The following is a 23,365-nucleotide window of genomic DNA, read 5'->3' as shown; positions in this document are numbered from 1 at the left end:
CGGCGCCACGGCGTTGGTACTCGCCGTGGGCACCGCCCTGTTCCTCCGCGGACGCGGGCGCCGCTCCCGTATCGACGACTGATCGGGTGAACGATCAGGGCTGCCGATCGTGCGACTGATCAATGGCTTACGTCGGTTACCGGCCGCCGGACCGGTAACCGACGTGCTCCTCGGGTCAGTTGGTGTAGACCGTCGCGCCGCCCTGGGTGACGTCCGTGACGGGCGCGTACTTCGCCGTGAAGTAGCCGGTGGCGAAGCACAGGGACGAGCCGGAGGTCTTCGCGAACGGCTGGCTCGTGAAGTTGATGCTGTTGTCGTCGTTGCTGGACGTGCCGGTGATGCTGGCCGCCTGGTAGACGCAGTTGATGGTGCCCAGCAGGGTGCGCAGCACGACGGTGGTCTGGAGGACCGAGCCCGACGCCGGGCTGACCGTGACGACGCCGTCCGAGGTCACGGTGGTGGTGTAGGGCAGGTTGTTGACCGTGACGCTGGTGACGCCGAGCACGCCGACGACGTTGCTGGTGCAGCTGCCGAAGGTGTGGGCGTCGACCGTCTCGGTGGCCGTGCCGGGCGCGGCCGGGTTGTCGGTGACCGTGGCGGTGAAGGTCGACCCGGCGCAGGAGACGCCGCTCGTGCCCGTCGCACTGGAGTAGAACTTGCCGGTCGTACCGGATGCCAGCGACGCGTTGAGCACGTCGCCGACCGCGACCGCGTCACCGGCGAGGCCGCCGGTGGTGAGCACGGAGTCGGCGGCGGAGGCGGGGCTGACGGCCGCCACCATCACGGCGGCGGTGGTGGCGGCGAGGGCAAGGAGGGATCGCGTACGCATGGGGGTGCCTCTTCTCAGGAAGTGAGGGCCGCAGGTGACGACCCTCGGAAGGTGCGGGTGACAGCCCCCGCGAAGCGCGGGCTGCGGGGATTGTGCGCGAGTGGACACCGTTCGCGCGGGGGAACGCGGCGATGCCGCACGGCGCCGAACGGTCGCTGCCGATCCGTGACACGCCTTCTCCGTACGTGACGGATCGACAGCGACAGCCGGGGGACGGACACGGCCCAGTGGAGGGGAAGGCGACCGTGCCCGGCACCGCGGCGAGGGGTGGTGCTGCGTCGGGCCGCGCAGCACGTTCAGGTGGTGCCACCCACACCCCGCCTGCGACGGGGAGTTCGGGACGGTGGCATGCGCTGCGCGTCGGATCCGGCGCCACGGATCCGTGGGGGAAACCCGGGAGAGTTGTAGACCTGAGGGACAGTCAACGTCAAGGCGTTCCAAGGAAGTTGATGCACCGTGACTACCCGGAGGCCAGCCAAAATCGAGGGCCGGTGGCGGTTTAACCAAAGGTGAGAGATGTTCACCTTTCACAGGGGCCGCACAACCAACATCCTTTTGCCACAAGCGCCTTGACCCTCGAAAGTAACCACCGGTAACTTCGCGAATGGCTACTGCGGCGTAGCAAGTAAGCCCTTGCACCCACGGGAGGTGTGCTCAGGCGTGCGCCGCAACCGCTGTCCGCGCCAGGACAACGTGCCGTCGAAGCCCCATCTGCAATGACTTGGAAGTCCAGGGAGCACACATGGCCTCGTCCTCGGACGCCACGGCGTCCACCAACGAAAGACCCGAGGGTCCCGAAGCGTCCGGAAGACGCGGGCGGGTCCGCCTGAAGCGCGCCGCCGTGATGGCGGTGCCGGCCACGGCGGTCGCCGCCGGTCTGATGATCCTCACCGCGCAGGGCGCTCTGGGTGTTCAGTTCGCCATCTCCGGCATGCCGTTCGTGGTCACCGCCGACAAGCTCGAAGGTGAGGGCTTCGCCCAGTTCGGCTCGCTCGACCACATGATCGAGAACAGCCCGAACGAGGGCGACACCGGCGGTCAGGTGCTGGTCGTGACCTCGGTCGTGAAGAACGGCAAGCTGACGAACCTCTGCCAGAGTGTCGATCTCGGCGGCATCCAGCTGGTCCTCACCGCCGGCAACAAGTCCACGCCGGTGAGTGTGAAGAACCTGGCGATCGACTCCGACGACATCTCGGGCGACGCCTCGTTCAACAACATCGAGATCGGCCGCGACTCCAGCACGTTCGACAAGGTCGACCAGCAGGGTCCGCGGGGTGTCTACGGCCAGCAGGCCGACTCGGTCGTCATCACCGATCTGTATCAGCACAACTACGCCGCCACCGCGGCCGTCTTCAAGCTCCCCGACCTGCACATGAGTTTCACGAGCGAGGGCTGCCCGCAGTGAGCGGATTCCGGGAATGGAGAGGGCACCGGCCGTTCGCCGGTGGTCTGTTGCTGGTGCTGGGCGGCGCCGAGATCCTGTTGACCATGAAGGCGCCGCTGCCGGTCATCCTGAAGATCGGAATGCAGGGGCTGGCGGGCTACCTTCTGCCCTCGCTGATGATCTTGTGCGGGTTGCTGATCCTCTTCAACCCCACCCAGCGCCTGTTCTACTCCATCCTCGGGATCATGCTCTCGCTGGGCACCTGGCTCACGTCCAACATCGGCGGGTTCGTCGTGGGCCTGCTGATGGGGGCGGTGGGCAGCACGCTCGCCTTCGGCTGGCTGCCGGATCAGGAACCCCGGCAGAAGCGCTCCGCGAAGCGGGGAGAAAAGCACGCCGCCGAGGTCGGGTAGTCGCGGTCGTTCGGCGAGTGCCGGTCGGTCGTGGTTGTTCGCGCAGTTCCCCGCGCCCCTGAAAGGCGCGGGGTCCGGCGTTCACAAGGTGGCCGTTGCCGCAGCCTCGGTCAGGGCCGTGCGGAGGCGTTCCGTGTCGGTCCAGTAGCTCTCGTGGGAGAGCGGGACACGCCAGTAGAGGCCGGGGCCCGAGGTGCGGCGCAGGGGCGGGACCGCCACGTGGCTGCCCCGGCCGAGGACCTGGACGTCGGGCAGGCGCCATTCGGCCGCGTCGCCCGGGGGGACCAGCCAGTACATGATGCCGCCGTAGCCGTCCTTGATGACGGCGCCCGTCTCGTCCCCGAGGGACTTGAGTGCGAGGGCGCCGAGCGCGACCGGCACCCGTATGGCGTTCCACCAACGCCCGGCCGGCACGGTGCGTACTTCGGGGCTGTATGAACACATCCAGCGCGGGGCCCTGCTGACCGTCATGGCACTCACCGGCTCTTCATGGGGGGTGAGCCCGATCCTAGGAGTCGGCCCGGAACCCGACTTGCGAGTACGCGCACGGAAGTTGCCGTCGTACGCAGCACGCGGCGCACGACCTCGCCCGGCGACGCTACCAAGCCGTAGCGTGACCGGGCTTCTACGTTGCGCTGTTGGACTGCTTTCGACTGCAGGAGGACCCCCCATGGGCCACCCCAGCCCCCTGGTGATTGACGCGACCGGCCGTGACATCCACGGTGAGGCCGCCCGTATCCGCGAGACGGGTCCGGCGACCCGGATCGTGCTCCCGGGGCCGCACGATGTCGAGGCCTGGGCGGTGAGCAGCCCCGATCTGCTCAAGCGACTGCTCACCGATCCCCGGGTGTCGAAGGACGCACGGCAGCACTGGCCGAGGTTCGCCGCCGGTGAGATCACCCCGGAGTGGCCGCTGTTCACCTGGGTCGCGGTGCAGAACATGTTCACCGCGTACGGCGGTGACCACAAACGGCTGCGGATCCTGGTCTCCAAGGCACTCACGGCGCGCCGGACGGCCGCGCTGCAGCCGCGCATCGAGGAGATCACCAAGGAGCTGCTCGACCGCGTCGAGGAGGGCTTCCGGCGCGGGGGGACGGTCGATCTGCGGGAGGAGTTCTGCTACCCGCTGCCGATCCAGGTGATCAGCGAGCTGTTCGGCCTGCCCGAGGAGCGGGGGCTGGTGCTGAAGGAGTTGGTGGACAAGCTGTTCGACACGTCCGCCGAACCGGGTGAGATGACCGCCGCCTACGAGCGGATGTACGGCGTGCTCGGCGAACTCGTCGCCGCCAAGCGGGCGTCGCCGGGCGACGACCTCACCAGCGGGCTGATCGCCGCCCGCGACGAGGACGACACCCGGCTCAGCGAGCAGGAACTGCTCGACACCCTGGTCCTGGTGGTCAGCGCCGGGCACGAGACCACGGTCAACCTCCTCGACCAGGCCGTGCACTCCCTGCTGACCCACCCCGAGCAGCTCGCCCACGTCCGGGAGGGCCGCGCGACGTGGGACGACGTGATAGAGGAGACGCTGCGGGTGGAGGCACCGGTGGCGAGCCTGCCGCTGCGCTACGCCGTGGAGGACCTCGACCTCGCCGAGTTCGGCGGCCCCGAGGGCGTGGTGATCGCCAAGGGCGACCCGATCCTGGCCGCGTACGCGGCCGCCGGGCGCGACCCCGAGCGGCACGGGAAGGACGCCGACGTCTTCGACGTCACCCGTGCCGACAAGGAGCACCTCGCCTTCGGCCACGGGGTGCACTACTGCCTGGGCGCCCCGCTCGGCCGCATGGAGGCCCGCATCGCGCTCCCGGCGCTCTTCGAGCGCTTCCCGTCGCTCGAACTGGGCGCCACGGCGGAGGAGTTGGGGCACGTGGAGTCGTTCATCTCCAACGGCCACCGCCGCCTCCCCGTCCGCAGGGCCTGACGGTCCGTACCGCGTCCGTGGCGCCCGACGGGCGTCACCGACGGTTCGGCTACTCGCCGCGCCACCAGGACAGCAGCCGGGCCCATCCGCTCTTCGGGCGGGTGGGCTCCGGCGGCCGGGCCCCGGAACCGCTGCCGTACGGCCCCGCCGAGCGGCGCGCGGGAGACGCGGGCGCCTCGGCCGTCGCACCGACCGCGGGCGCCGGCGGGAACGTCACCGGCAGCGCGGCGAGCGCCCGGTGGAAGGGGCCCGGACGCCACTCCAACACACCTACCGGTAGGGCGAGTTCGACGTCCGGCAGCCGGTCGAGGAGCTTCTCCACCGCCACCGACGCGATCAGCCGGGCCTCGCTCTGCGCGGGGCAGTTGTGCGGGCCCGCGCTCCACGCCAGGTGGGCCCGGTTGCCGGCCCGCTGATCGTTCGTCAGGGCCGGGTCGGTGTTGGCGGCGGCCAGCGAGACGACGAGCGGATCACCGGCCTTCAACAACACGCCCTCGTACATCACGTCCCGTTTCGGGTAGTGCACGGCGTAGTTGGCCATCGGCGGGTCGGTCCACAGCACCTCGTCGAGGGCGTCCTCGACGGGGAGGCTGCCGCCGGACAGGTCGCCGGCGAAGCGGTCGTCGGCCAGCAGCAGACGCAGACCGTTGGCGATGAGGTTCTGCTGCGGCTCGGTGCCCGCGCCCATGAGGAGGACGAGAGTGTGGATCATCTCCTCGTCCGTGAGCTGCGCCGGATGCAGGCTGAGCCACGACGTCACGTCCGGGCCGGGCTGCTTCCGCTTCAGCGTGACCAGTTGGAAGAGCGTGGCGGTGAGCTGTTCGTTGGCCCGCTCGGCGTCCACCCCGTCGAAGATGGCGGACATGCCCTCGACCAGCCTCAGCCCGAGCTCGGCCGGGCAGCCGAAGAGGTGGTTGAAGACGAGCAGGGGCAGGACCTGGGCGTACTCGCCGAGGAGGTCCGCCTTGCCGGTGGGCGCGAACCGGTCGATGAGGGTGTCGGCGCTGCGCTCGACGTAGCCACGCAGGGTGTTGGGCTCGACCCGGGCGAGACTGTCGGTGATGGCGCCGCGCAGCCGCCGGTGTTCCTCGCCGTCGGAGAACAGGGCGTTGGGCCGGTACATCATCATCGGGACGACGGGGCTGTCCGGGGGGACGGTGCCGTCGTTGAGGTCGTTCCAGCGGCGCGGGTCCTTGGCGAACGTCTCCGTACTCCGCAGCACGTGCAGCGCGGCCTCGTACGAGGTGACGAGGGTGGCCCGCACGCCGGGGGCCAACTCGACGGGTGTGGTCGAGCCGGTCGCGCGCGCCCGCCGGTAGAACGCGGCCGGGTCGGTGGCGAACTCCGGTCCGTACATGGGCTGGTGGGCCGGGCAGCCCGGGGGTGGGCCGGACGGCGATGCGGGGGTCACGCGTTCTCCAGTTCGGTCTCGCGGCTCAGCAGGTACTCGACGAGGGAGATCAGTGCCCGGGTGGAGGAGTCCGGGTCGCGGGCGTCGCAGCGCACCAGCGGGGTCTCGTCCAGCAGGTCGAGGGCCTCGCGCACCTCGTCCAGATCGTGCACGGGGGCGTCGTCGAAGTCGTTGACGGCGACGGCGTACGGCAGGTCCAGCTCCTCCAGGACGCCCATCACGTCGAAGGAGTGGGACAGACGCCGGGTGTCGGCGAGGACCAGCGCGCCGAGGGCGCCGCGGGTCATGTCCTGCCAGAGCTTGGTGAAGCGCTGCTGTCCGGGGGCACCGAACAGGTACAGCACCAGCGAGTCGTCGAGGGTGAGCCGGCCGAAGTCCATGGCGACCGTGGTGGTGGTCTTGTCGCGGGTTCCGGCGAGGTCGTCGACCAGGGCGCCTGCCTCGGTCATGACCTCCTCGGTGCGCAGCGGCCGGATCTCGGAGAGCGTGCCGACGAACGTGGTCTTGCCGACCGCGAAGTGACCGACGACGAGCAGCTTGACCGCTGTCTTCACCGTCGGCCGCAGGTAGACGTCGTCAGAGGCGGGCGCGGAGCCCATCGAGGACCTCCTGGAGGATTCTGGCGTCGGACGGCCGGGCGGCCGGTACGGGTGCGCGGGTGACGATGTGGCCGCTGTCCATGAGGTCGGCGACCAGCACCTTGGTCACGCTGACCGGCAGCCGCAGATGGCCGGCGACCTCGGCGAGGGAGAGCGCGCCGGGGCGGCACAGCTCCATCACGCGGCGCATCTCCGGGGTGAGGCCGGACAGCGACAGGTCGGTGGTGGCGATCAGCAGGGTGACCAGGTCCAGGGTGTTGCGGGTCGGGTGGGCGCGGCCGCCGGTGACGACGTACGACCGCACCAGGCGCCCCTCGGGCCGACGGCGGGGCGTCATGCCCTGCTGCCCGTGTCCAGCCGCGCCGGGCTGGTCAGCTCCTTGCCCAGCCGGTCGACGAGCTTGTGCATGCGGTACGTGACCGCCTCCATGTCGACCTCGTCGCCGGTGGACACCGCGAGATAGGCGCCCTCGCCGGCCGCGACGAGGAAGACGAAGCCGTGCCCGAACTCGATCAGGGTCTGCCGCCACGGGCTGTCGGTGGAGCCGCAGAACTCGGCGGTGCTGCGGCTGATCGACTGCAGTCCGGAGAGCCCGGCCGCGAGGCGCTCGGCGTCGTCGCGGCCGATGTCGGCGGAGTGGGCGCGGAGCATGCCGTCGGCTGAGAGCAGGATGGCGTGGCGGGCCTCGGGCACCTTCAGCACGTCGTCGAGCATCCAGCCCAGCTCGTTGGTCGTGGGCTCGATCATGCGTGGGGGGTCCCTTCGTTCTCGTGGGGGGTGGGCCGCGCGGAGTCGTCGGCGGCGTCGGGGACGTACTCGTCCTCGTCGAGGATGCGTCCCGCCGCCCGGCCGAAGCGGGTGCCGCGGGCGAAGGCGCCCATGATGCGGGCGTTCTCCTCCGGTGAGCGGCCGGGGATCTCCTCGGCCCGCGTCGCGGGCTCCGGCTCGGGGGCGGCCGTCCGCTTGGGGGCGCGTCGGCGGCGCTTGGGCAGTCCGCCCTCGGTGGTGTCGTCGGGGGCGTTCTCGGCGAGGGCCCGGCGGGGGACGGGGGCGGTCTCGGTCACGGGTGTCAGGTCGATCTGTGGCTCCGGGGCGGCGGGCTCCAGGTGGGTGAGCAGCGCGGCGGGCAGGAACGCGACGGCGCGGACGCCTCCATACGGCGAGCGGGTGTCCACGGAGACGGTGAACCCGTAGCGCCGGGCGAGCATTCCGATGACGGCGAAGCCGAACTGGGGCGGGTCGTCGAGGCGGGTGACGTCCACCTCGCTGCGTCCACTGAGCAGATGGGTGGCGTGTTCCACGGCGTGGCCGTCCATGCCGACGCCCGCGTCGTCGATGACGACACACGCGCCGTTGTGCACGTTCTGGACGTTGACCTCGACCATGGTGTTGGGCTGGGAGTGGCGGGCGGCGTTGTCGAGCAACTCGGCGACGGCGAGGACGACCGGCTCCACGGCGCGGCTCTCCACCGCGATGTCGACCTGGCCGTGGACCCGGATGCGCCGGTAGTCGCGGATGCGCGAGGTGGCACCGCGGACGACCTCGACGAGCGGGGAGGTGGCGCGCTGCCGGCCCGGCCAGGAGCCGCACAGTACGGCGATGGCCTGGGCTCGGCGGCCGAACTGGGCGTTGGTGTGGTCGACTTCGAGGAGGTCGCGCAGCACGTCGGGGTCGTCGTGCCGGTCCTGCATCTCGGAGATGGACACCTGCTGCTCGTTGGCGAGAGCCTGGATCGAGCGCATGGAAGCCTTGAGGGCGGCCTTGGCGGACTGGTCGGCGCGGGTCTGCGCGTGTTCGACGGCGCCGGAGAAGCGGGCCAGCACCTCGTCGAGGCCCTTGCCGAACTCCGTCTCGGCGAGCCGGCCGTCGAGCGGTCCGACGCCAGGGAAGCCCTGGCCGGGATGGTCGGCGAGGGCCGGCAGGCGGACCGTGACCAGGTGGCGCAGTTCCTCCTCCCGGGCCCGCACGCCGTCGGTCAGGACGGCGTTCCTTCTGCGCTGCCGCCTGGTGATCCCGTGCTGGCGCAGCAGGAGTACGGCGGTGGCGAACAGGGCCGCTGCCAGGGCCCAGGTCACCGCCTGCGGTATCGGTTCGGTCATGAAGTACAAGTCCTTACGTCCTCAAGTCCCCAGGCGTCGGCGGGTCCGGGACGCCGGGCGGGAGTTGACGGAGCGCCCGACGCTAGCTGAGCGATGGCTCGAGCACTTTCCGTGACGCGCACGGAAGTTGCCACAGGGCGCATGAGTGGCGCAAGGGGCGCGGACGAAGCTGTGACTCTTCCACCGGCATATTCGGCCATCATCGGCCGGACGACATGGCAACCGCTTGCCACGCTAAGGTGCCCTCCGGGTCTGACCGGACGGTAACTACCTTTGATCAAGCAGAAGTTGAAGTTTTTTCCATCGGAGGCCGTAAAAGACCACAAGGACGTCGTCGGGGGCCGGCACAAGGGAGGACCAGCGTTGCCCGCGGGAAGTTACAGCGTCGAGGCGCTGACCACCGAGGAGTTGGCCCCGCGCGAGCGTGCCGACTTCTGGACCGAGCAGATCGGCTCGTACCAGTCCCGGATGGGCTTCAAGTACGCTCAGTCCGACAACTTCCGCGGCGAGACCGTCCGTCAGCGCACTGACACGTACCAGTTGGTGAAATACCGGTCCGACGAGATCGAGTACACCCGCACGGTGCGTCAGGTGCGTCAGGACCCGGACGAGGACTACCGGCTGCTGCTGCCGATGAGCGGTGAGATCGTACTGCGACAGGACGGCGAGGAGGCCCGGCTGACCCCGGGCACGGCGGCGCTGGTCACCTTCGCGTCACCCTTCGAGTGCCTCCAGAGCGACGCCATCGACGCGTTCATCTTCACCATCCCGGCCCGCGAGGTGGACGGCCGGCTCAACAACAGATCGCCGGTCGCCAGTGGTCTGAACCTCTCCGCCGGCCTCGGCCGTATCGTCGGTTCGATGCTGACCGGACTGCACGAGGAGCGGGAGCACCTCACCGACCCGGAGTTCAACGCCGTCTCCGACCGGGTCGTGGAACTGGTGTGCATGCTCACCGCCGGCGACGACCGCCCCGACGCTCCCGGACAGCTGGGCGAGGTGGAGGCGATGGTCCGCCGCTATGTGCGCGACCACGTGGCCGACCCGAACCTCACGGGTACGGCGGTGGCACGCGCCCTCGGCTGGTCGCTGCGCCAGATCCAACTCGCCCTGCAGAAGGCGGGCACCACACCCCGCGAGCTGATCCGCGAGGAGCGGCTGCGGCTCGTCCGGGACCGCTTACTGTGCGCGGAGTGCGAGCACATGACGATCACGGATCTCGCGTACTCCGTCGGCTTCTCCTCCGCGAGCGCCCTCAGCACGGCCTTCCGGCGGCGCTACGGCGTCAGCCCGCGGGAGATGCGCCGGAGCATACGCTGACCCGACGCACATACTGACTCAACTCCCTCTGGAAACAGTGGAGTTCAGCAAGGACCGTACCGGCGGGGGGACCACCCGGCCAGTAGGTTCTCACACCTGTTGCCCCCACCGTTCCGTTGAAATCTAAAGCTTAGTCAAAGCATAGCCGTCCGTCGGTTTTGACCGCGTCCGGGCGAGGTGAGCGGACCCGCGCAAGCAGGCGCACCGCATGTTTTCCGCCATCTTGGTGTGAATGTTGCTGGGATTCACCGTGCGCGCCGTGTGTGACCAGTCGGCACATGTGGTCAACTGTGCATCGAAAAAACCCAGTTGAGGGCCGCCGACGCGGTGACCGAGTGGCTTTGTCCCGACGCGCCGTGCTCCGTGGGCGCGGTCCGGGCCGGATACGGGCGCGACAGAACCCGCAGGTGGCCCGCCACCCGACAGCCCCTCTTTCACAGACGGCGCGGCTCCCCGGCCAGGGTGTGAAGAACTGTTGCGGCGCCACCTCGTGAACAGACGGTAAAAAGGCGTCGCAGACCCTTGCCGCCACTGACGGCACCTCAGGTGACAGACCTCCCCTGAGCGTCTAGGACCGCTGGTCAGATAGTTGACGTTCTTCGCTACTCTGTCGCGTACTGGCTCATCGAGAGGACTCCGATGCCTGAACCCCCACCCTTCGCAACAACCCCGGATCACGGTCGGCCGGACACGACGACTCCCCCGTCTCGTCACCGGCACGGAAAGACCGGGGCGTCGGATTCCGCGAACTCCTCCGCACCCCAGCCCCGGCTGACGCGGCTCGCCGTACTCCCCGCCGCGTTCATGGCCGGAATATCCACCGCCGTCACGGGCACGGTCCTGCGACTGCAGGAGGGCGCGGCCGACGCCGCCACCTGGGGTGTGCTGGCGGGCGGCGCGGTCCTCGGCTGCGGCTGCATAGCCGGGGCCGTGATGGCCGCCAGGTCACGGGCAAGGTCCGACGCGAAGCGCGCCGAGTCGCTGCGCCGGGCCATCACGACCGGCAACTGGGCGCTCGACGAGGACCTGACCCGGCTCAAGCGGGGCGAGCAGCTGCTCTCGCGGGGCTTCGCCTACCAGGCGTCGCGCGCCGAAGACCCGTACCAGAAGCTGGAGTACGAGGTCACGGAGGCCCAACACCGGGCCCGAGAGGCCCTCGTCTGGGCGGCGAGCTACTTCCAGGCCGCCTCCGACGACAACAGCGACAAGGTCGAGGTCTTCGTCAACCTGGCCCGTCGGCTGCAGTCGCTCGTCCACCGCACCATCCGTGAGCTGGACGATCTGGAGAACCAGGTCGAGGACCCGGACCTGCTCCGGCGCATCTTCGGCATCGACCACCTGGCCACCCGAATACGGCGGCACGCGGAGAACCTCGCGGTGCTCGGCGGCGCGGTCTCCCGCCGCCAGTGGACCAATCCGGTGACGCTGACCGAGGTGCTGCGGTCCTCCATCGCCGAGGTCGAGCAGTACTCCCGCGTCAAGCTGGTGCCGCCCATCGAGGGCACGCTGCGCGGCCACGCGGTCGCCGACGTCATCCACCTGCTGGCCGAGCTGGTCGAGAACGCCACCATGTTCTCCCACCCGGACACCCAGATCCTCCTGCGCTCCCGCCGGGTGACCGCCGGCATCGCCATCGAGGTCGAGGACCGCGGCCTGGGCATACCCCAGGAGGACCAGGACCGGATCAACACGCTGCTCGCCGACCCGGCCCGCATCGACGTCGCCAAACTGCTCGCCGACGGCCGGATCGGTCTGTTCGTGGTCTCGTCCCTGGCCCGCAGGCACGGCATCGCGGTCCAGCTGCAGGGCAACATCTACGGCGGCGTCCAGGCCGTCCTGGTGCTGCCGCAGGGGCTGCTGGGTGAGGAGGAGGGGCCGGGACCGGTCCAGGCACCGGTCCAGGTCAGGCCCGCCGCACCCCACCCGGGGCAGGCGTCCGCGCCCGCGTGGGAGGTCCAGTCCCACGCGGCGCCGCCCGTCGCCGCACCGCTCCACGCGCACGTGGGTCCCCCGGTCTCCATCCCCTCCCAGGCCGGTCCCCCGGCCGGCATACCGCAGCGGTCGGCCGCCCCCGTGCCGCCCCCGGCGGCCCCGAGGCACGAGCGGGCGCAGCCCGTCTCCGACATGCGGTCCGAGTACCGCCCCTCGGGCTACGAGCGTCCGACGGCCGCCCCGCACGGGTCCGGTGGGCCCGCCAGGCCGGTCCTGCCGAAGCGCCGTGCGATGGAGCACCTGGCCCCGGAGCTCCGCCAGGGACCCGCTCCGCGTCCCGAGACCAACGAACAGGACCTGAACTTCAGTCCCGGCCTCCTGGCCGGTATTAATCGAGGCTTCGGTCTCGCCGGCGCGACCTCCGACGCGATCCCCGTCGACGACACGCGCTGGGCCCCGCCCCAACCGCAAGGAGAAGAACCCCACCATGGTGAGCGATAGCCACCCCACCGGACAGAACATCGACTGGCTGCTGGAGAACCTCAAGAAGACCGTCCCCGGTACCCGCCAGGTGCTGTTGCTCTCGTCCGACGGCTTGAGCAAGGCACATGTGGATCTGGGCGCCGACGACGCCGACCGCCTGGCCGCGATAGCCTCCGGGCTCAACTCCCTGGGCCGTTCCTTCGGCCACGACAGGGTGCTGGGCAACGGCGGCACCGTCCGCCAGGTCATCGTGGAACTGCACAACGGCATCCTCATCGTGGCCTCGGCGGGCCACGGCGCCGTACTGGCGGTCACCGCGGACGCGACGACGCACACCGAGACGCTCGGCTACGAGATGGGCATGCTGATCCGGGCCGTGCAGCCGTTCCTCGCCACGCCGGCCCGCCGCCCGACCACCGCACCGTCCAGCGCGGGGATGTGACGCGATGACGGACGAGATGTTCCTGGACGAGGAGGCCGGACGCTTAGTCCGGCCGTTCACCGTCAGCAACGGGCGCACTCGGCCCTCGACGCCTTTCGACCTGCTCACCCTGGTGATGGCCACCGGCATCCACCCGATCACCGACCTCGGCCCCGACCACGACCTGGCGCTCGGCCTGTGCGTCAGGCCGGTGCCGGTGGTCGAGGTGGCCGCGCGGATGAACCTGCCGGTAGCCGTCACCAAAGTCCTGTTGTCCGACCTAGTGCAGCACGAGGCGCTCACCGCACGGGCGCCCCGTGCCGTCGAGGCGGCCTCCGCCGCCAACCGAGATGTTTTGGAGGCGGTGCTTGATGGCCTACGCGCACGGCTCTGACCCTTTCCCGACCGCCCTGAAGATCCTCGTGGCGGGAGGATTCGGGGTGGGCAAGACGACCTTCGTGGGGGCGGTCAGCGAGATCGCGCCGCTGAGCACCGAGGAAGTCATCACCACGGCCAGTGTCCGCACCGACAGCCTCGACGGGGTGGAGGACAAGTCCACCACCACCGTGGCCATGGACTTCGGCCGTATCACCCTCGACTCGGACCACGTCCTGTATCTGTTCGGCACACCCGGGCAGGAACGGTTCTGGTTCATGTGGGACGAGCTGTCCGACGGGGCGCTGGGCGCGGTGGTGCTCGCCGACACCCGCCGGCTCGACGCGTGCTTCCCCGCGGTGGACTTCTTCGAGGTGCGCGGAATCCCGTTCGTCGTGGGGGTGAACGAGTTCGACGGCGCGTACCAGTACTCCATCGAAGAGGTCCGCGACGCCATCGGCCTGAAGTCCAACGCACCGATCGTGTTCTGCGACGCCCGGCACTGCAGCTCCGGTACGGGCGTGCTCGTCGAACTCGTGCAGCATCTGCTCGGCATGACACCCGGCGTGGCGTCGTACCAGCCACCCGTGCTCCGTTGATTACCACGCAACTCAGCCGATCTCGAACGGAGTTCTGATGAACAGCCCCTATTCCTCCTATGAGCCACCGCTCGACCGTCTGCTCCTCACCCCCGAGGATCCGGCCGGCCCGCAACGCGCCGCCAGGCTCGCCCAGCTGGGGCTCGCGAACACCCCACGGGCCGAGTTCGACGAGTTCGCGCGCCGGCTGGCCCTGGAGCTGGACGCGCCGTACGCGATGGTCAACTTCGTCGACGACAGGCGTCAGTTCTTCGCCGGGCTCTACACGCCGGACGCCGGCCCCGTGAACATCGCGCAGGGGCAGGCGAGCGAGAGCTCGATGAGCCGGGAGATGCGGCTGGACCACGGCTTCTGCCCGCACACCGTCAAGCGGACCGCGGCGCTGGTGCTCGACGACGTCTGCGACTACCCGCGGTTCGCGGGCAACCCGGTCGTGGACGAGATCGGTATCCGCTCCTACATGGGCGCTCCGCTGGTCGACACGCTGGCGGGGATCAACCTCGGCACGATCTGTGTCGTCGACACCGACTCCCGTACGTGGGGACGGCAGCGGCTGGAGATCATCAAGCACATGGCGCAGGAGATGTCCGACCAGATCCAGGTCATCGCCTCCGGCAACTGAAACCCGACCGGGCGTTGCCGCCGGTCCGGTGGGCCGAGGGGAAGCGGGCCGCCGGGCACCCGGCTCACGAAAGCCGCGGACACGACGTTGTGTCCGCGGTTTCTCTGCTTCCCGGCCCCGCCCGGCGGGACGAGACCGGACGGTGGCCTAGACCAGCTCGCGGACCTGGATCGGTTCCGTCTCCCGCGGCTCGACCTGCGGGGTGCGGACCAGATCGGCGAGACGCTCGGACCACTGGCCCTTGTTCTCGCCGAGCGCGAACTCGCCCAGCCTGAGGCCCTGGATCTCGGAGGTGCCGGCGGGGGCGTAGATGTGGAAGGCGTCGCGCAGATAGCGCTCCACCGGGCGGTCGGTGAACAGGCCGCAGGCCGCGTGCATTTTCACGGACGCCTGGGCCGACTCGATGGACGACTCGACATTGAAGAGTTTCGCGGACATGAGCTCGACATCGCAGGGCCGCCCGTTGTCCAGCAGATGCGCGGCGAGATAGGCGCTCTGCCGCGCGAGGGTGAGGCGTTGCAGCATCCGCCCCAGCTCGATCTTGATGTTGGGGAGATGCCCCAACGGCTTGCCGTAGCGGTTCACTTCACCGCAGTACCGGGCGGTCTCCTCGAACACCGCCTGGTGGATGCCCAGGGACACCGCCGTCAGGTTGAGGCGGCCGTAGAGCACCGAGGAGGAGTAGGCGACGGCCAGTCCCTCGCCCTCCTCGCCGAGCCGGTTGGCGACCGGCACCCGGCAGTCTTCGAAGATGAGCTCCCCGAAGCTGAAGCCGTGCAGGCCCATGGAGGGCACCTGCTTCGCCAGGGAGAAGCCGGGCCGGTGGGACTCGACGAGGAAGGCCGTCATGCCCTTGGAACCCGGGCCGGTGCGGACCACGACACCGTGCACGTCGCCCACATGGCTGTTGCCGACGAAGACCTTGCGGCCGTTGAGGATGTAGTCGTCGCCGTCCCGTACCGCGCTGCTCTCCATGCCGGCTACGTGGCCCCCCGACCCCGGCTCGGTGACCGCGATGGTCGGCAGCACCTCTCCCTCGGCGATCCTCGGCAGCCAGTACCTCTTCTGGCTCTCGTCGCCGAAGTGAATGATCTTGGCGACGCCCAGCTGGGAGGCCTGGACCATGGCCCCCATCGCGCCGCTCACACGGGACAGTTCCTCGATGATGATGGTCTTGGCGAGATGGCCCGCGCCCATGCCGCCGTAGGCCGGGTCGATGGTGGCGCCGATCCACCCCTGCTGGGCGATCAACCGGGAGAGTCTCACCAGCGCGGTACGGGAGGCCTCCATCTCGGGTATCAGTGGCCGTACCACACGCTCGGCGAACTCTCGTACACGCTGCCGTAGATCCTCGTGGTCCTGCGTTGTGAAGACGTGTTCCACGCCAAGCCCTTCTCGCGTTTCCCCGCGCCCGGAAGGCGCGGTGGCTGTACGTCAGGCTGTGGTTCCAAGGGGGGGACCTGGCCGACGTGCAACATGGTCTACAAATCAACCTCTCACGCCAAGATCGTTTAAGGTGTTTGGCCGAAACATGGGCTGTTGAAATCTGAGCCCGGATGTGAGAGATGAGTACGATGATGTCCACATTTTGATACTTTCCAAGCCGAACTTGCATGGTCACCCTGACCCGGAATCGGGCACGGCCGACCTGACAGCCAGGCACACCCGGTATGAGGCGTCTTCCCTCCGCGCTGTGCATCGCCAAATACCAAACTGTCGCGCCGTCCGTGCATGTTTGAGCAGGTCGACACAGATTTCAAGCCACCCGTTCAGGTGCCGGATGTGGCCGGGTAGTGCCGATCCCGAGGCTTTACTGTGTCGACAAGTCAGCTTTCCGGAAAACCTTCGGAAGCAAGCCCTCCGCCGAGCCGCCCGAGCCCGCGCGCCCCGTCTCCGCGGTCCTCGTCAATTGCGTCCGTCCTGCGGGAAGTTGCGGCCGGGCGGGTGCTGACGACGGGCCTCGGGTCCTGATACCGTTCCGTGCGCCCGCTGACATCCGCCGACGGTGTGTCAAGCCGGAGCACAGGGGATGCCGGGCAGCTCGCGGCACCCCCATCGCCATCGGATGTTCGCTGTCGTACGAGGAATCAGATGCCAGGCACCCTCCCCCGCGCTCGAATGGACTCGCGCGGGGGGACCCCCATCGGCCCCACGCGCGGTACGACACGGCGGCCCGGATGAGCGGTGACACGCCCCGCACCGAAACCGGCGCCCCGCCCCTCCTCCAGGGCCTGCCCCGGCGGCCCCGGAGCGCTCCGTCCGCGCCCCGGCCCCGCAAGGAAGCGGCCGAGGCCCCCGGAGCGGACGACGACGCGGAGGACAGGCTCTGCCCGGACGCCCTGGCCCGCGCCATGGTGGCGATCCGGCGGGGCTCGACGCGGGCCCGGCTCGCCGGACCGGACGACTCCGACAGAACCGACGGCCGACCGGCACCACGGACCGACGCCGGCTGACGGACGCTGCCCCGGCGCCCCGACGACCCGGTGCCGCCCCTGGCGCCGAACGACCGTGAGGAACAGGCACGACATGACAGAGCAGGTACAACCCGGTCCCCAACTGGACTGGCTGCTGGACGGGCTCGTGGAACGCATACCCGAGATCCGCTGCGCCATCGTGCTGTCCGGGGACGGCCTTCTCATCGGCAAGTCGAAGGACATCCGGTTCGACGACGCGGAGCATCTGTCCGCCGTCGGCTCGGGCATGCACAGCCTGGCCCGGGGCGTGGCCCGCCACTTCCACGGCGGGGAGGTCCAGCAGACGGTCATCCAGATGGAGCGGGCGTTCCTCTTCGTCACCTCCGCGGGCCGTGGCGCGCGGCTGGCCGCGATCGCCGCGGAGGAGGTGGACGTCGGCATGATGGCGTTCGAGATGGGCACCTTGGTCAAGCAGGTCGGCAAGTACCTGAGTGCGGCGCCCCGTTCGGAAACCCCGTCCGGTTACGTGCAGGACGCATGAGCCGCGACGGCGGCCGGGCCTGGAACTCGTCGAAAGGGTGATGGATGGTGTCCGTCAGCTCCGAGCCGGTCGTACCCACCGCCCTGAAGATCCTCATCGCGGGTGGCTTCGGCGTCGGCAAGACCACCATGGTGGGCTCGGTGAGCGAGGTGACCCCGCTGGCGACCGAGGAGCACATCACCGCGGCGGGCAGGATCGTGGACGACCTGAGGGGCGTCGAGAGGAAGGTCTCGACCACCGTCGCCCTGGACTTCGGCCGCATCACCGTCTCCCCCGAGTTGGTGCTCTATCTCTTCGGTACGCCCGGCCAGGACCGTTTCTGGTTCATGTGGGACGACCTCTGCAGCGGTGCCCTCGGTGCCGTGGTCCTCGCCGACACCCGGCGGCTCGACGCCTCCTTCGCCGCGGTCGACTTCTTCGAGTCCCGCTCCATTCCCTTCGCGGTCGGCGTCAACTGCTTCGACGGCCGCCGTGAGGTCGACATCGAGCAGGTCCGCCAGGCGCTCGACCTGGCGCCCACCGTCCCGGTCCTCCTCTGCGACGTACGCCAGCGCCAGTCCAGCAAGGAGGTCCTGCTGGCGGTGCTCGGCGCGGCCCGCCGGAAGATGGAGGCCCGGCTGGTGGCGGCGGGCCTCCGCCCGGGCTGAGGCCCCGGGGCGCCTGCTCCGCGGCCCTGGCTGAGACACGGGGGGCTCTGCGGCTCCGGCTGAGACCCAGGGGGCCGATTCCTCGGCCCGGGCGAGTGGTTCGGCACGGCTGGTGGAGTCGGTGCGGCTGATGGAGGCGGTGCGGGTCGAGGGGGCGGTGCGGGCGTAGGCGCCGGCGATCGCGCCGAAGAGACCACGGCGTAGGCGAACGGCTCGTGGTAGGGGTGGTAACTGCTCGCCAAGGAGTGCGCATGAGGTCGAATGAGCTCGATCGTGTGATGGTCGGCTTCCGGGCTGGCGTTGTCCTGGGCCGTTTGGGTTCGCGTGATCGTGCGATCTGCGATCTGCGATCTGGGACGCGGGGTACGGCGCCAGCGTGCGGGGCCCCTGTTTCACCGGTGTGATGGTTCAGGGCCTCTCCGTCGCCTCTGGCTGTACCTATTCGGCCAGGTCTCGCAGGGCTGTGTCCATCAGCGGCCTCCGGCCGCGGGGGCCTCCCGGGCCCGGACCACGCACAGGATGCGTGTCGCCACCCCGGGGACGAGTACGCCGGGGACCAGCTCGCCCAAGACCGTTCGGGGCGCGCGGCTGAACAGGCTCACTCCCGCTCAGTCCACAGGAACGGTTGACGCCGTCCCATTCGTGCAGATCGGTCGAGACGATCACGCCGAGGTCGCGCAGCACCGGCAGAGAGGCCGCGCACGGCCGGCTGATGGAGACGTGGACGTGGTGGCTCCGTCCGGGCCGACCGACGGTTCACCGCGCGCCGGGTGCCGCCGGGCAGGGGCGCCTCGGTGAGCGCGACGCCCCGGTCGCGGTGCAGCGCGCGGACCAGGTCGCCCATGGGGAGTGACCGGAGCGGGACTCCGGTCACTCCCACCGGCGAACGCGGCGACGGGGCCCGGGGCCCGATCGAAAGGCCCGCCTAGGTCCAGGACGGGTCGGTCAGGTCGGTCAGGTCGGTCACGGGGAATCCTTCGTTCTCGTGCAGGGCCGTCGGAGGGGCGGGCTCGGCGGTTTCCCGGCCCTCCGACGGCAGTTCTGCCCAGACGACGCGACCGGACCGTTGTGGGGTGTCGCGCACCCCCCAGTCGCTGCTGAGCATGCCGACCAGCATGAGCCCTCGCCCGTTCTGGTCGTCGGGGCCCGGACGACGCCGGGCAGGCTGTGCGTGACCGCTGTTCTGGTCCTCGACCTCGATCCGGAGCCGACGGCCGGTGAAGTGCAGCCGGCACACGATCCGCTCGCTGTCGGTGTGTGTCAACGCGTTGGTGACCAGCTCGGACGTGATCAGGAGGGCGTCCTCACGGGTCTCCGGACGCACCCCCCACTCGCCGAGCAACTCGCGCACGGTTCTGCGCGCCTCGCCCGCCGACGCGGGCACCGCGGGCAGCCCGAACACGCCCGCTCTGTGGGGTTCGTACGCCTCTGCTCCAAGGGGTGGGTACATGGTCGGGGCTAACCGGTCCGTGGACTGGGGGAGAGTGGGCGAAGCCATCGCCGTATGCCTTTCGTTGGCCCTTCGCACCGGAGTGGTGGCCGGTGCCACGGCCGTCTCGCCATGCGCCGAGAGCTCTTGCAACTCGCGGCGCACAGCGCTGAGTTGCGGCCACATCTCCCCCAACCTGGCCGCGCAGCTTCAACGTTCACCAAAGCCGTGACGGTACGTCCACTGTGGCATCCGCGAACAACACCTCGCAACCAGCAAGTTGAAATTTGCAATTTGTGAGTCGCATGCCGTCCCCGTTCGAGCCAAGATCGTGTCAGACTGCGCTCTCGAAGCGACTCGCACAACAACGCGCAACCCTTGAAGGAAAGTGCGCAATAGTCGCAAGACCTTTCGACATGACCTCTGGGCTCGGCGTGAGGGGTGGTGGGCGTGACCGCGGAAACGGGCTGGGGCGGCGCCCCCTCCGTACTGCGCATGATCCTCGGCAGACAGCTGGAGGAGTTGCGCACGCGCGCCGGACTGACGTTCGAACAGGCGGGCGAGGCGATCGGTGTCAGCCATTCCACGATCCGCCGGCTGGAGGCCGCCAAGGTCGCCCGCCTGCGCCTCCCGGATGTCGAGAAACTGCTCCAGATCTACGGCGTACGGGACCAGCAGGAGATCGAGACCTTCCTGAAGTCGGTCCGCGAGGCCAACAAGCGCGGCTGGTGGCACACCTACCGTGACGTACTGCCCGACTGGTTCGCCGCCTATCTCAGCCTGGAACAGGCGGCGCTCCAGATCCGCGCGTACGAGGCACAGTTCGTGCACGGCCTGCTCCAGACCGAGGAGTACGCCCGTGCCCTGCTCGGCGCCGGCAACCCGCACGCGGCGCCCGAGGACACCGAGCGGCGGGTGGCGCTGCGGATGCGGCGCCAGGAACTCCTCACCCGTGAGCAACCACCGCGGCTGTGGGTGGTGATGGACGAGACGGTGCTCAGATGGCCGGTCGGCGGACCGGACGTGATGCGCGCCCAGATCGACCATCTGATCGAGCTGAACCGGCTCCCGCATGTGACGGTCCAGCTCATGCCGTTCCACAACGGTCCGCATCCGGCGATGCGGGCCGGTGCGTTCCATCTCTTCCGGTTCAGGGCACCCGAGCTGCCGGACATCGTCTACCTCAGCGGTCTGGTGGGCGCGGTGTATCTCGACAAGGGGGACGACGTCGTCGTCTACCGCGAGGCTCTGGACCGGCTGGGCGCGCAGTCGGCGCCCGCCCGCAAGACCGAGGCCCTCCTCGGTGCGCTACGCAAGGAGCTCTGACGTGCACCACCGCATACCCAACGGAGTACACAACGGCGTCCGTAACGGCATGCCTGCCCGCGACCTCGGCACCCGGGACTGGCACCGGCCGTGGAGCGACGACGCGGGCGGTGCCTGCGTGGAGGTGAAGAAGCTCGCCGACGGCCGGGTCGCCGTACGCCAGTCGACCGACCCGGACGGCCCGGCGCTGCTCTTCACCCCCCGTGAGATGACCAGTTTTCTGACCGGCGTGAAGGCGGGCGAGGCCGACTTCCTGCTCTGACTCCCTTGCTGCCACGCCTCGTTGACGCACCACCTGTTGGAACCGAAGCACCACCTGTGCCACATCCGGGGTTCTTCGCCTGGCGAACCCCGGGCTTTGCCCGACCGTGCACCTGTACGACACGACTTGATGGGAGGGGCGGCGTTGCCCGACAACGGATGGCCGGCCGACCGGATCGACACCGAGCACGCGCATTCCGCGCGGATCTACGACTACATCCTCGGCGGCAAGGACTACTACCCGGCCGACAAAGAGGCCGGTGACGCGATGGCGCACGAGTGGCCGGCCCTGCCGGTCCACATGCGCGCCAACCGCGACTGGATGAACCGTGCGGTGCGCTGGCTCGCCGAGAAGGCGGGCATGCGCCAGTTCCTCGACATCGGAACCGGCATCCCCACCTCCCCCAACCTCCACGAGATAGCCCAGTCGGTGGCCCCCGAGTCCCGGGTCGTCTACGTGGACAACGACCCGATCGTCCTCACCCTGTCCCAGGGGTTACTGGCCAGCACCCCCGAGGGCAAGACCGCGTACATCGAGGCCGACTTCCAGGACCCGGAGACCGTCCTCGGGTCCCCGGAGTTCCTGGAGACCCTCGACCTGAGCAAGCCGGTCGCGCTCACCGTGATCGCGATCGTCCACTTCGTGCTGGACGAGGACGACGCGGTCGGTATCGTCCGCCGTCTCCTCGAACCCCTCCCTTCGGGCAGCTACCTGGCGATGACCATCGGCACCGCCGAGTTCGCCCCCGAGGAGGTGGGCCGCGTCGCCCGCGAGTACGCGGCCCGCGAGATGCCGATGCGGCTCCGCACGATCGACGAGGCCCACGAGTTCTTCGACGGCCTCGAACTCGTCGAGCCCGGCATCGTCCAGGTCCACAAGTGGCATCCGGACGGCACGGGCGAGGAGAACATCCGCGACGAGGACATCGCGATGTACGGGGCGATCGCACGGAAGCCGTGATCTGGATCGCCTCCCCCCTGGCCCGGCGCCTGATGCCGGGCCAGGGGTCTTTCAGGGGCTCGGGGAACTGCGCGACCAGCCTCCACCGGGCCCGCGGACGCCCCCCGCCCATCGCGGCACCCCCATAGGCGCGCTACCCCGCCGCCCCCGTACTGTCACGAACGATGAGCTCAACAGGGATGACCGGCTCCCGCTCCGGAGAGTCACCCATCTCCTCCGGATCGCCCAACTGCCTCACCAGCAAGCGCAGCGCCGTCGTGCCGATCGAGGAGAAGTCCGTACGGATCGTCGTCAGCGGTGGCAGCAGATGCGCCGCCTCCGGGATGTCGTCGTAGCCGACCACGCTCACGTCGTCCGGGACCCGGCGGCCGGCCTCATGCAGAGCGCGCAGCAGGCCGAGGGCCATCTGGTCGTTGGAGACGAACACGGCGGTGACGTCCGAACTGCCGGCGAGCCGCCTCCCCAGCTCGTAGCCGGAGTCGGCGCTCCAGTCCCCGACGAGGGGTTCGTGGACGCGTGCGCCGGCTCTCGTCAGGGTCTCGCGCCAGCTCGCGGCGCGTCGGTCGGCGGACGTCCAGCCGGTCGGTCCCGCGATGTGCCAGACGGTGGAATGGCCGAGGCCCAGCAGATGGCCGGTCGCGAGCCGGGCGCCCGCCGTGAAGTCGGAGGAGACGACGGGGGTGCCGTCGCCGAGGCCGTTGTCCAGCATCACCAGCGGAGTGGCCGGGCGGGCCTGGGCGAGGGCGGTGGCGACCGGGCGCTGGGGGGCGATGGCGATGATCCCGTCCGCGCCCTCGGCCGACAGCCGGTCCACCGCCTGGACGACGGTGTCCCGGTCCGCCGTGTCGAGGGCGATGGAACTGACGAGGTAACCCGCCTCCTGGGCCGCCGTGTTGATCGCGGTCAGGGTGGAGGCGGGGCCGTAGCGCGCCGCGTCGAAGGAGATCACCCCGAGCATCCTGGTCCGGCCGCTGGCCAGCGAGCGCGCGCTGCGGCTGGGGCGGTAGCCGAGCGTCCGCATGGCTTCCAGCACGGCCTCCCGGGTCTCCGCACGGACCGCCGGGTTGTCGTTGAGGACACGGGAGACGGTCTGCTTGGAGACGCCGGCGAGGCGGGCCACGTCGTCCATCACCGGGCGGGAGCCGGCGAAGTTGCGTCGGCTGCGGCCGCGGGTGGCTCCGCCGGGGCCTTCGGCCGCGCTGCCGTCCGTGGTGCTTCGGGGCATGCGGCGGGTTCCTTTTCGACGGGGTCCGGGGCGGTGGGGTTCTGTCCGGGGTCACAGGATAGGTCTGATGGGTCTCGCCCCCGCCGCCCCTACCCGTCCGCTCCCCCAGGGGCGCAGCCCCTTCGACCCCCCGGGGGGCGTTGTGGGGTGCGGGTC

Annotated in this window: 25 protein-coding genes and 1 pseudogene; 15 read left to right on the top strand and 11 right to left on the bottom strand. The window is 69.8% G+C overall.

What is annotated here, in order from left to right; genetic code table 11:
- Positions 1-175: 175 nt before the first annotated feature.
- Positions 176-829 (bottom strand): Tat pathway signal sequence domain protein, encoded by a 654-nt coding sequence (locus ACFU53_RS34110; RefSeq protein ID WP_384001286.1) that lies wholly within the window; start codon positions 827-829, stop codon positions 176-178.
- A gap of 742 nt (positions 830-1,571) precedes the next feature.
- On the opposite strand from ACFU53_RS34110, the gene ACFU53_RS34105 reads away from it, so the two are divergent.
- Positions 1,572-2,234, top strand: coding sequence for a DUF6230 family protein (locus ACFU53_RS34105; RefSeq protein ID WP_384001283.1), 663 nt, complete (start codon positions 1,572-1,574; stop codon positions 2,232-2,234).
- Entirely contained in the window at positions 2,231-2,626 is a 396-nt protein-coding gene (locus ACFU53_RS34100) for a DUF6114 domain-containing protein (protein ID WP_384001280.1), read from the top strand. The genes ACFU53_RS34105 and ACFU53_RS34100 overlap by 4 nt, the downstream gene beginning before the upstream one ends.
- 81 nt (positions 2,627-2,707) lie before the next feature.
- Here ACFU53_RS34100 and ACFU53_RS34095 read toward each other — a convergent pair whose 3' ends face one another.
- The gene (locus ACFU53_RS34095; protein WP_384001277.1) at positions 2,708-3,097 is read right to left on the bottom strand and encodes a hypothetical protein; all 390 of its coding nucleotides are present in this window, start codon (positions 3,095-3,097) and stop codon (positions 2,708-2,710) included.
- Between the two features lie 199 nt (positions 3,098-3,296).
- Here ACFU53_RS34095 and ACFU53_RS34090 point away from each other — a divergent pair, with 199 nt between their 5' ends.
- On the top strand, positions 3,297-4,544 hold the full coding sequence (locus ACFU53_RS34090; RefSeq protein ID WP_384001274.1) for a cytochrome P450: 1,248 nt from the start codon (positions 3,297-3,299) through the stop codon (positions 4,542-4,544).
- A gap of 49 nt (positions 4,545-4,593) precedes the next feature.
- Here ACFU53_RS34090 and ACFU53_RS34085 read toward each other — a convergent pair whose 3' ends face one another.
- From ACFU53_RS34085 to ACFU53_RS34065, 5 genes are read right to left on the bottom strand one after another with little or no spacing between them, the layout of a single operon-like run.
- Positions 4,594-5,901 (bottom strand): cytochrome P450, encoded by a 1,308-nt coding sequence (locus ACFU53_RS34085; protein ID WP_384001289.1) that lies wholly within the window; start codon positions 5,899-5,901, stop codon positions 4,594-4,596.
- A 50-nt stretch (positions 5,902-5,951) separates the two neighbouring features.
- The gene (locus ACFU53_RS34080) at positions 5,952-6,554 is read right to left on the bottom strand and encodes an ATP/GTP-binding protein (protein WP_384001271.1); all 603 of its coding nucleotides are present in this window, start codon (positions 6,552-6,554) and stop codon (positions 5,952-5,954) included.
- On the bottom strand, positions 6,532-6,891 hold the full coding sequence (locus ACFU53_RS34075) for a DUF742 domain-containing protein (protein ID WP_384001267.1): 360 nt from the start codon (positions 6,889-6,891) through the stop codon (positions 6,532-6,534). The genes ACFU53_RS34080 and ACFU53_RS34075 overlap by 23 nt, the downstream gene beginning before the upstream one ends.
- Complete coding sequence (locus tag ACFU53_RS34070; RefSeq protein ID WP_384001264.1) at positions 6,888-7,301, bottom strand: roadblock/LC7 domain-containing protein; 414 nt, start codon at positions 7,299-7,301, stop codon at positions 6,888-6,890. The genes ACFU53_RS34075 and ACFU53_RS34070 overlap by 4 nt, the downstream gene beginning before the upstream one ends.
- On the bottom strand, positions 7,298-8,653 hold the full coding sequence (locus tag ACFU53_RS34065) for an ATP-binding protein (RefSeq protein WP_384001261.1): 1,356 nt from the start codon (positions 8,651-8,653) through the stop codon (positions 7,298-7,300). The genes ACFU53_RS34070 and ACFU53_RS34065 overlap by 4 nt, the downstream gene beginning before the upstream one ends.
- A 363-nt stretch (positions 8,654-9,016) precedes the next feature.
- Here ACFU53_RS34065 and ACFU53_RS34060 point away from each other — a divergent pair, with 363 nt between their 5' ends.
- The 6 genes from ACFU53_RS34060 to ACFU53_RS34035 all read left to right on the top strand — a co-directional run bounded on the left by ACFU53_RS34060 (position 9,017) and on the right by ACFU53_RS34035 (position 14,405).
- Positions 9,017-9,973: a helix-turn-helix domain-containing protein gene (locus tag ACFU53_RS34060; protein ID WP_384001258.1), complete on the top strand. Its 957-nt coding sequence runs from the start codon at positions 9,017-9,019 to the stop codon at positions 9,971-9,973.
- A 639-nt stretch (positions 9,974-10,612) separates the two neighbouring features.
- A complete protein-coding gene (locus ACFU53_RS34055; RefSeq protein WP_384001255.1) occupies positions 10,613-12,406 on the top strand; it encodes an ATP-binding protein in 1,794 nt (597 codons plus the stop codon).
- Positions 12,393-12,830, top strand: a complete 438-nt coding sequence (locus tag ACFU53_RS34050; protein ID WP_384001252.1) for a roadblock/LC7 domain-containing protein — start codon at positions 12,393-12,395, stop codon at positions 12,828-12,830. Before ACFU53_RS34055 ends, ACFU53_RS34050 begins: the two co-directional genes overlap by 14 nt.
- Before the next feature lie 4 nt (positions 12,831-12,834).
- Entirely contained in the window at positions 12,835-13,203 is a 369-nt protein-coding gene (locus ACFU53_RS34045) for a DUF742 domain-containing protein (RefSeq protein ID WP_384001249.1), read from the top strand.
- Entirely contained in the window at positions 13,181-13,783 is a 603-nt protein-coding gene (locus ACFU53_RS34040; protein ID WP_384001245.1) for an ATP/GTP-binding protein, read from the top strand. Before ACFU53_RS34045 ends, ACFU53_RS34040 begins: the two co-directional genes overlap by 23 nt.
- A 37-nt stretch (positions 13,784-13,820) precedes the next feature.
- Positions 13,821-14,405: a GAF domain-containing protein gene (locus ACFU53_RS34035; protein ID WP_384001242.1), complete on the top strand. Its 585-nt coding sequence runs from the start codon at positions 13,821-13,823 to the stop codon at positions 14,403-14,405.
- 147 nt (positions 14,406-14,552) lie between these two features.
- On the opposite strand, the gene ACFU53_RS34030 is transcribed toward ACFU53_RS34035, so the two are convergent.
- Positions 14,553-15,788: an acyl-CoA dehydrogenase family protein gene (locus ACFU53_RS34030; protein WP_384001239.1), complete on the bottom strand. Its 1,236-nt coding sequence runs from the start codon at positions 15,786-15,788 to the stop codon at positions 14,553-14,555.
- Between the two features lie 794 nt (positions 15,789-16,582).
- On the opposite strand from ACFU53_RS34030, the gene ACFU53_RS34025 reads away from it, so the two are divergent.
- From ACFU53_RS34025 to ACFU53_RS34015, 3 genes are all read left to right on the top strand, one after another.
- A complete protein-coding gene (locus ACFU53_RS34025) occupies positions 16,583-16,858 on the top strand; it encodes a hypothetical protein (RefSeq protein WP_384001236.1) in 276 nt (91 codons plus the stop codon).
- A 73-nt stretch (positions 16,859-16,931) separates the two neighbouring features.
- A complete protein-coding gene (locus ACFU53_RS34020; RefSeq protein WP_384001233.1) occupies positions 16,932-17,360 on the top strand; it encodes a roadblock/LC7 domain-containing protein in 429 nt (142 codons plus the stop codon).
- A 44-nt stretch (positions 17,361-17,404) separates the two neighbouring features.
- Entirely contained in the window at positions 17,405-18,007 is a 603-nt protein-coding gene (locus tag ACFU53_RS34015) for an ATP/GTP-binding protein (protein WP_384001230.1), read from the top strand.
- Positions 18,008-18,631: 624 nt separating this feature from the next.
- On the opposite strand, the pseudogene ACFU53_RS34010 reads toward ACFU53_RS34015, so the two are convergent.
- Both ACFU53_RS34010 and ACFU53_RS34005 read right to left on the bottom strand, forming a co-directional pair.
- A pseudogene (locus ACFU53_RS34010) lies at positions 18,632-18,848 on the bottom strand (adenosine kinase); the annotation flags it as partial.
- Positions 18,849-18,932: 84 nt separating this feature from the next.
- Positions 18,933-19,409: an ATP-binding protein gene (locus ACFU53_RS34005; protein ID WP_384001227.1), complete on the bottom strand. Its 477-nt coding sequence runs from the start codon at positions 19,407-19,409 to the stop codon at positions 18,933-18,935.
- A gap of 477 nt (positions 19,410-19,886) precedes the next feature.
- Between ACFU53_RS34005 and ACFU53_RS34000 the strand changes: the two genes are divergently transcribed.
- The 3 genes from ACFU53_RS34000 (at position 19,887) to ACFU53_RS33990 (ending at position 21,984) form a co-directional block, all read left to right on the top strand.
- Positions 19,887-20,762, top strand: coding sequence for a helix-turn-helix domain-containing protein (locus tag ACFU53_RS34000; RefSeq protein WP_384001223.1), 876 nt, complete (start codon positions 19,887-19,889; stop codon positions 20,760-20,762).
- Between the two features lies 1 nt (position 20,763).
- The gene (locus ACFU53_RS33995; protein WP_384001220.1) at positions 20,764-21,024 is read left to right on the top strand and encodes a DUF397 domain-containing protein; all 261 of its coding nucleotides are present in this window, start codon (positions 20,764-20,766) and stop codon (positions 21,022-21,024) included.
- A 144-nt stretch (positions 21,025-21,168) separates the two neighbouring features.
- Positions 21,169-21,984, top strand: a complete 816-nt coding sequence (locus ACFU53_RS33990; protein ID WP_384001217.1) for an SAM-dependent methyltransferase — start codon at positions 21,169-21,171, stop codon at positions 21,982-21,984.
- A 133-nt stretch (positions 21,985-22,117) separates the two neighbouring features.
- Here ACFU53_RS33990 and ACFU53_RS33985 read toward each other — a convergent pair whose 3' ends face one another.
- On the bottom strand, positions 22,118-23,209 hold the full coding sequence (locus ACFU53_RS33985) for a LacI family DNA-binding transcriptional regulator (protein WP_384001214.1): 1,092 nt from the start codon (positions 23,207-23,209) through the stop codon (positions 22,118-22,120).
- Between the last annotated feature and the right edge of the window lie 156 nt (positions 23,210-23,365).

The organism is Streptomyces sp. NPDC057474, from assembly GCF_042802555.1.
In the GTDB taxonomy this organism is placed as follows: domain Bacteria; phylum Actinomycetota; class Actinomycetes; order Streptomycetales; family Streptomycetaceae; genus Streptomyces.
The sequence above is the reverse complement of the archived record's forward strand: the minus strand, read 5'-3'. Positions and strand labels throughout refer to the sequence as shown.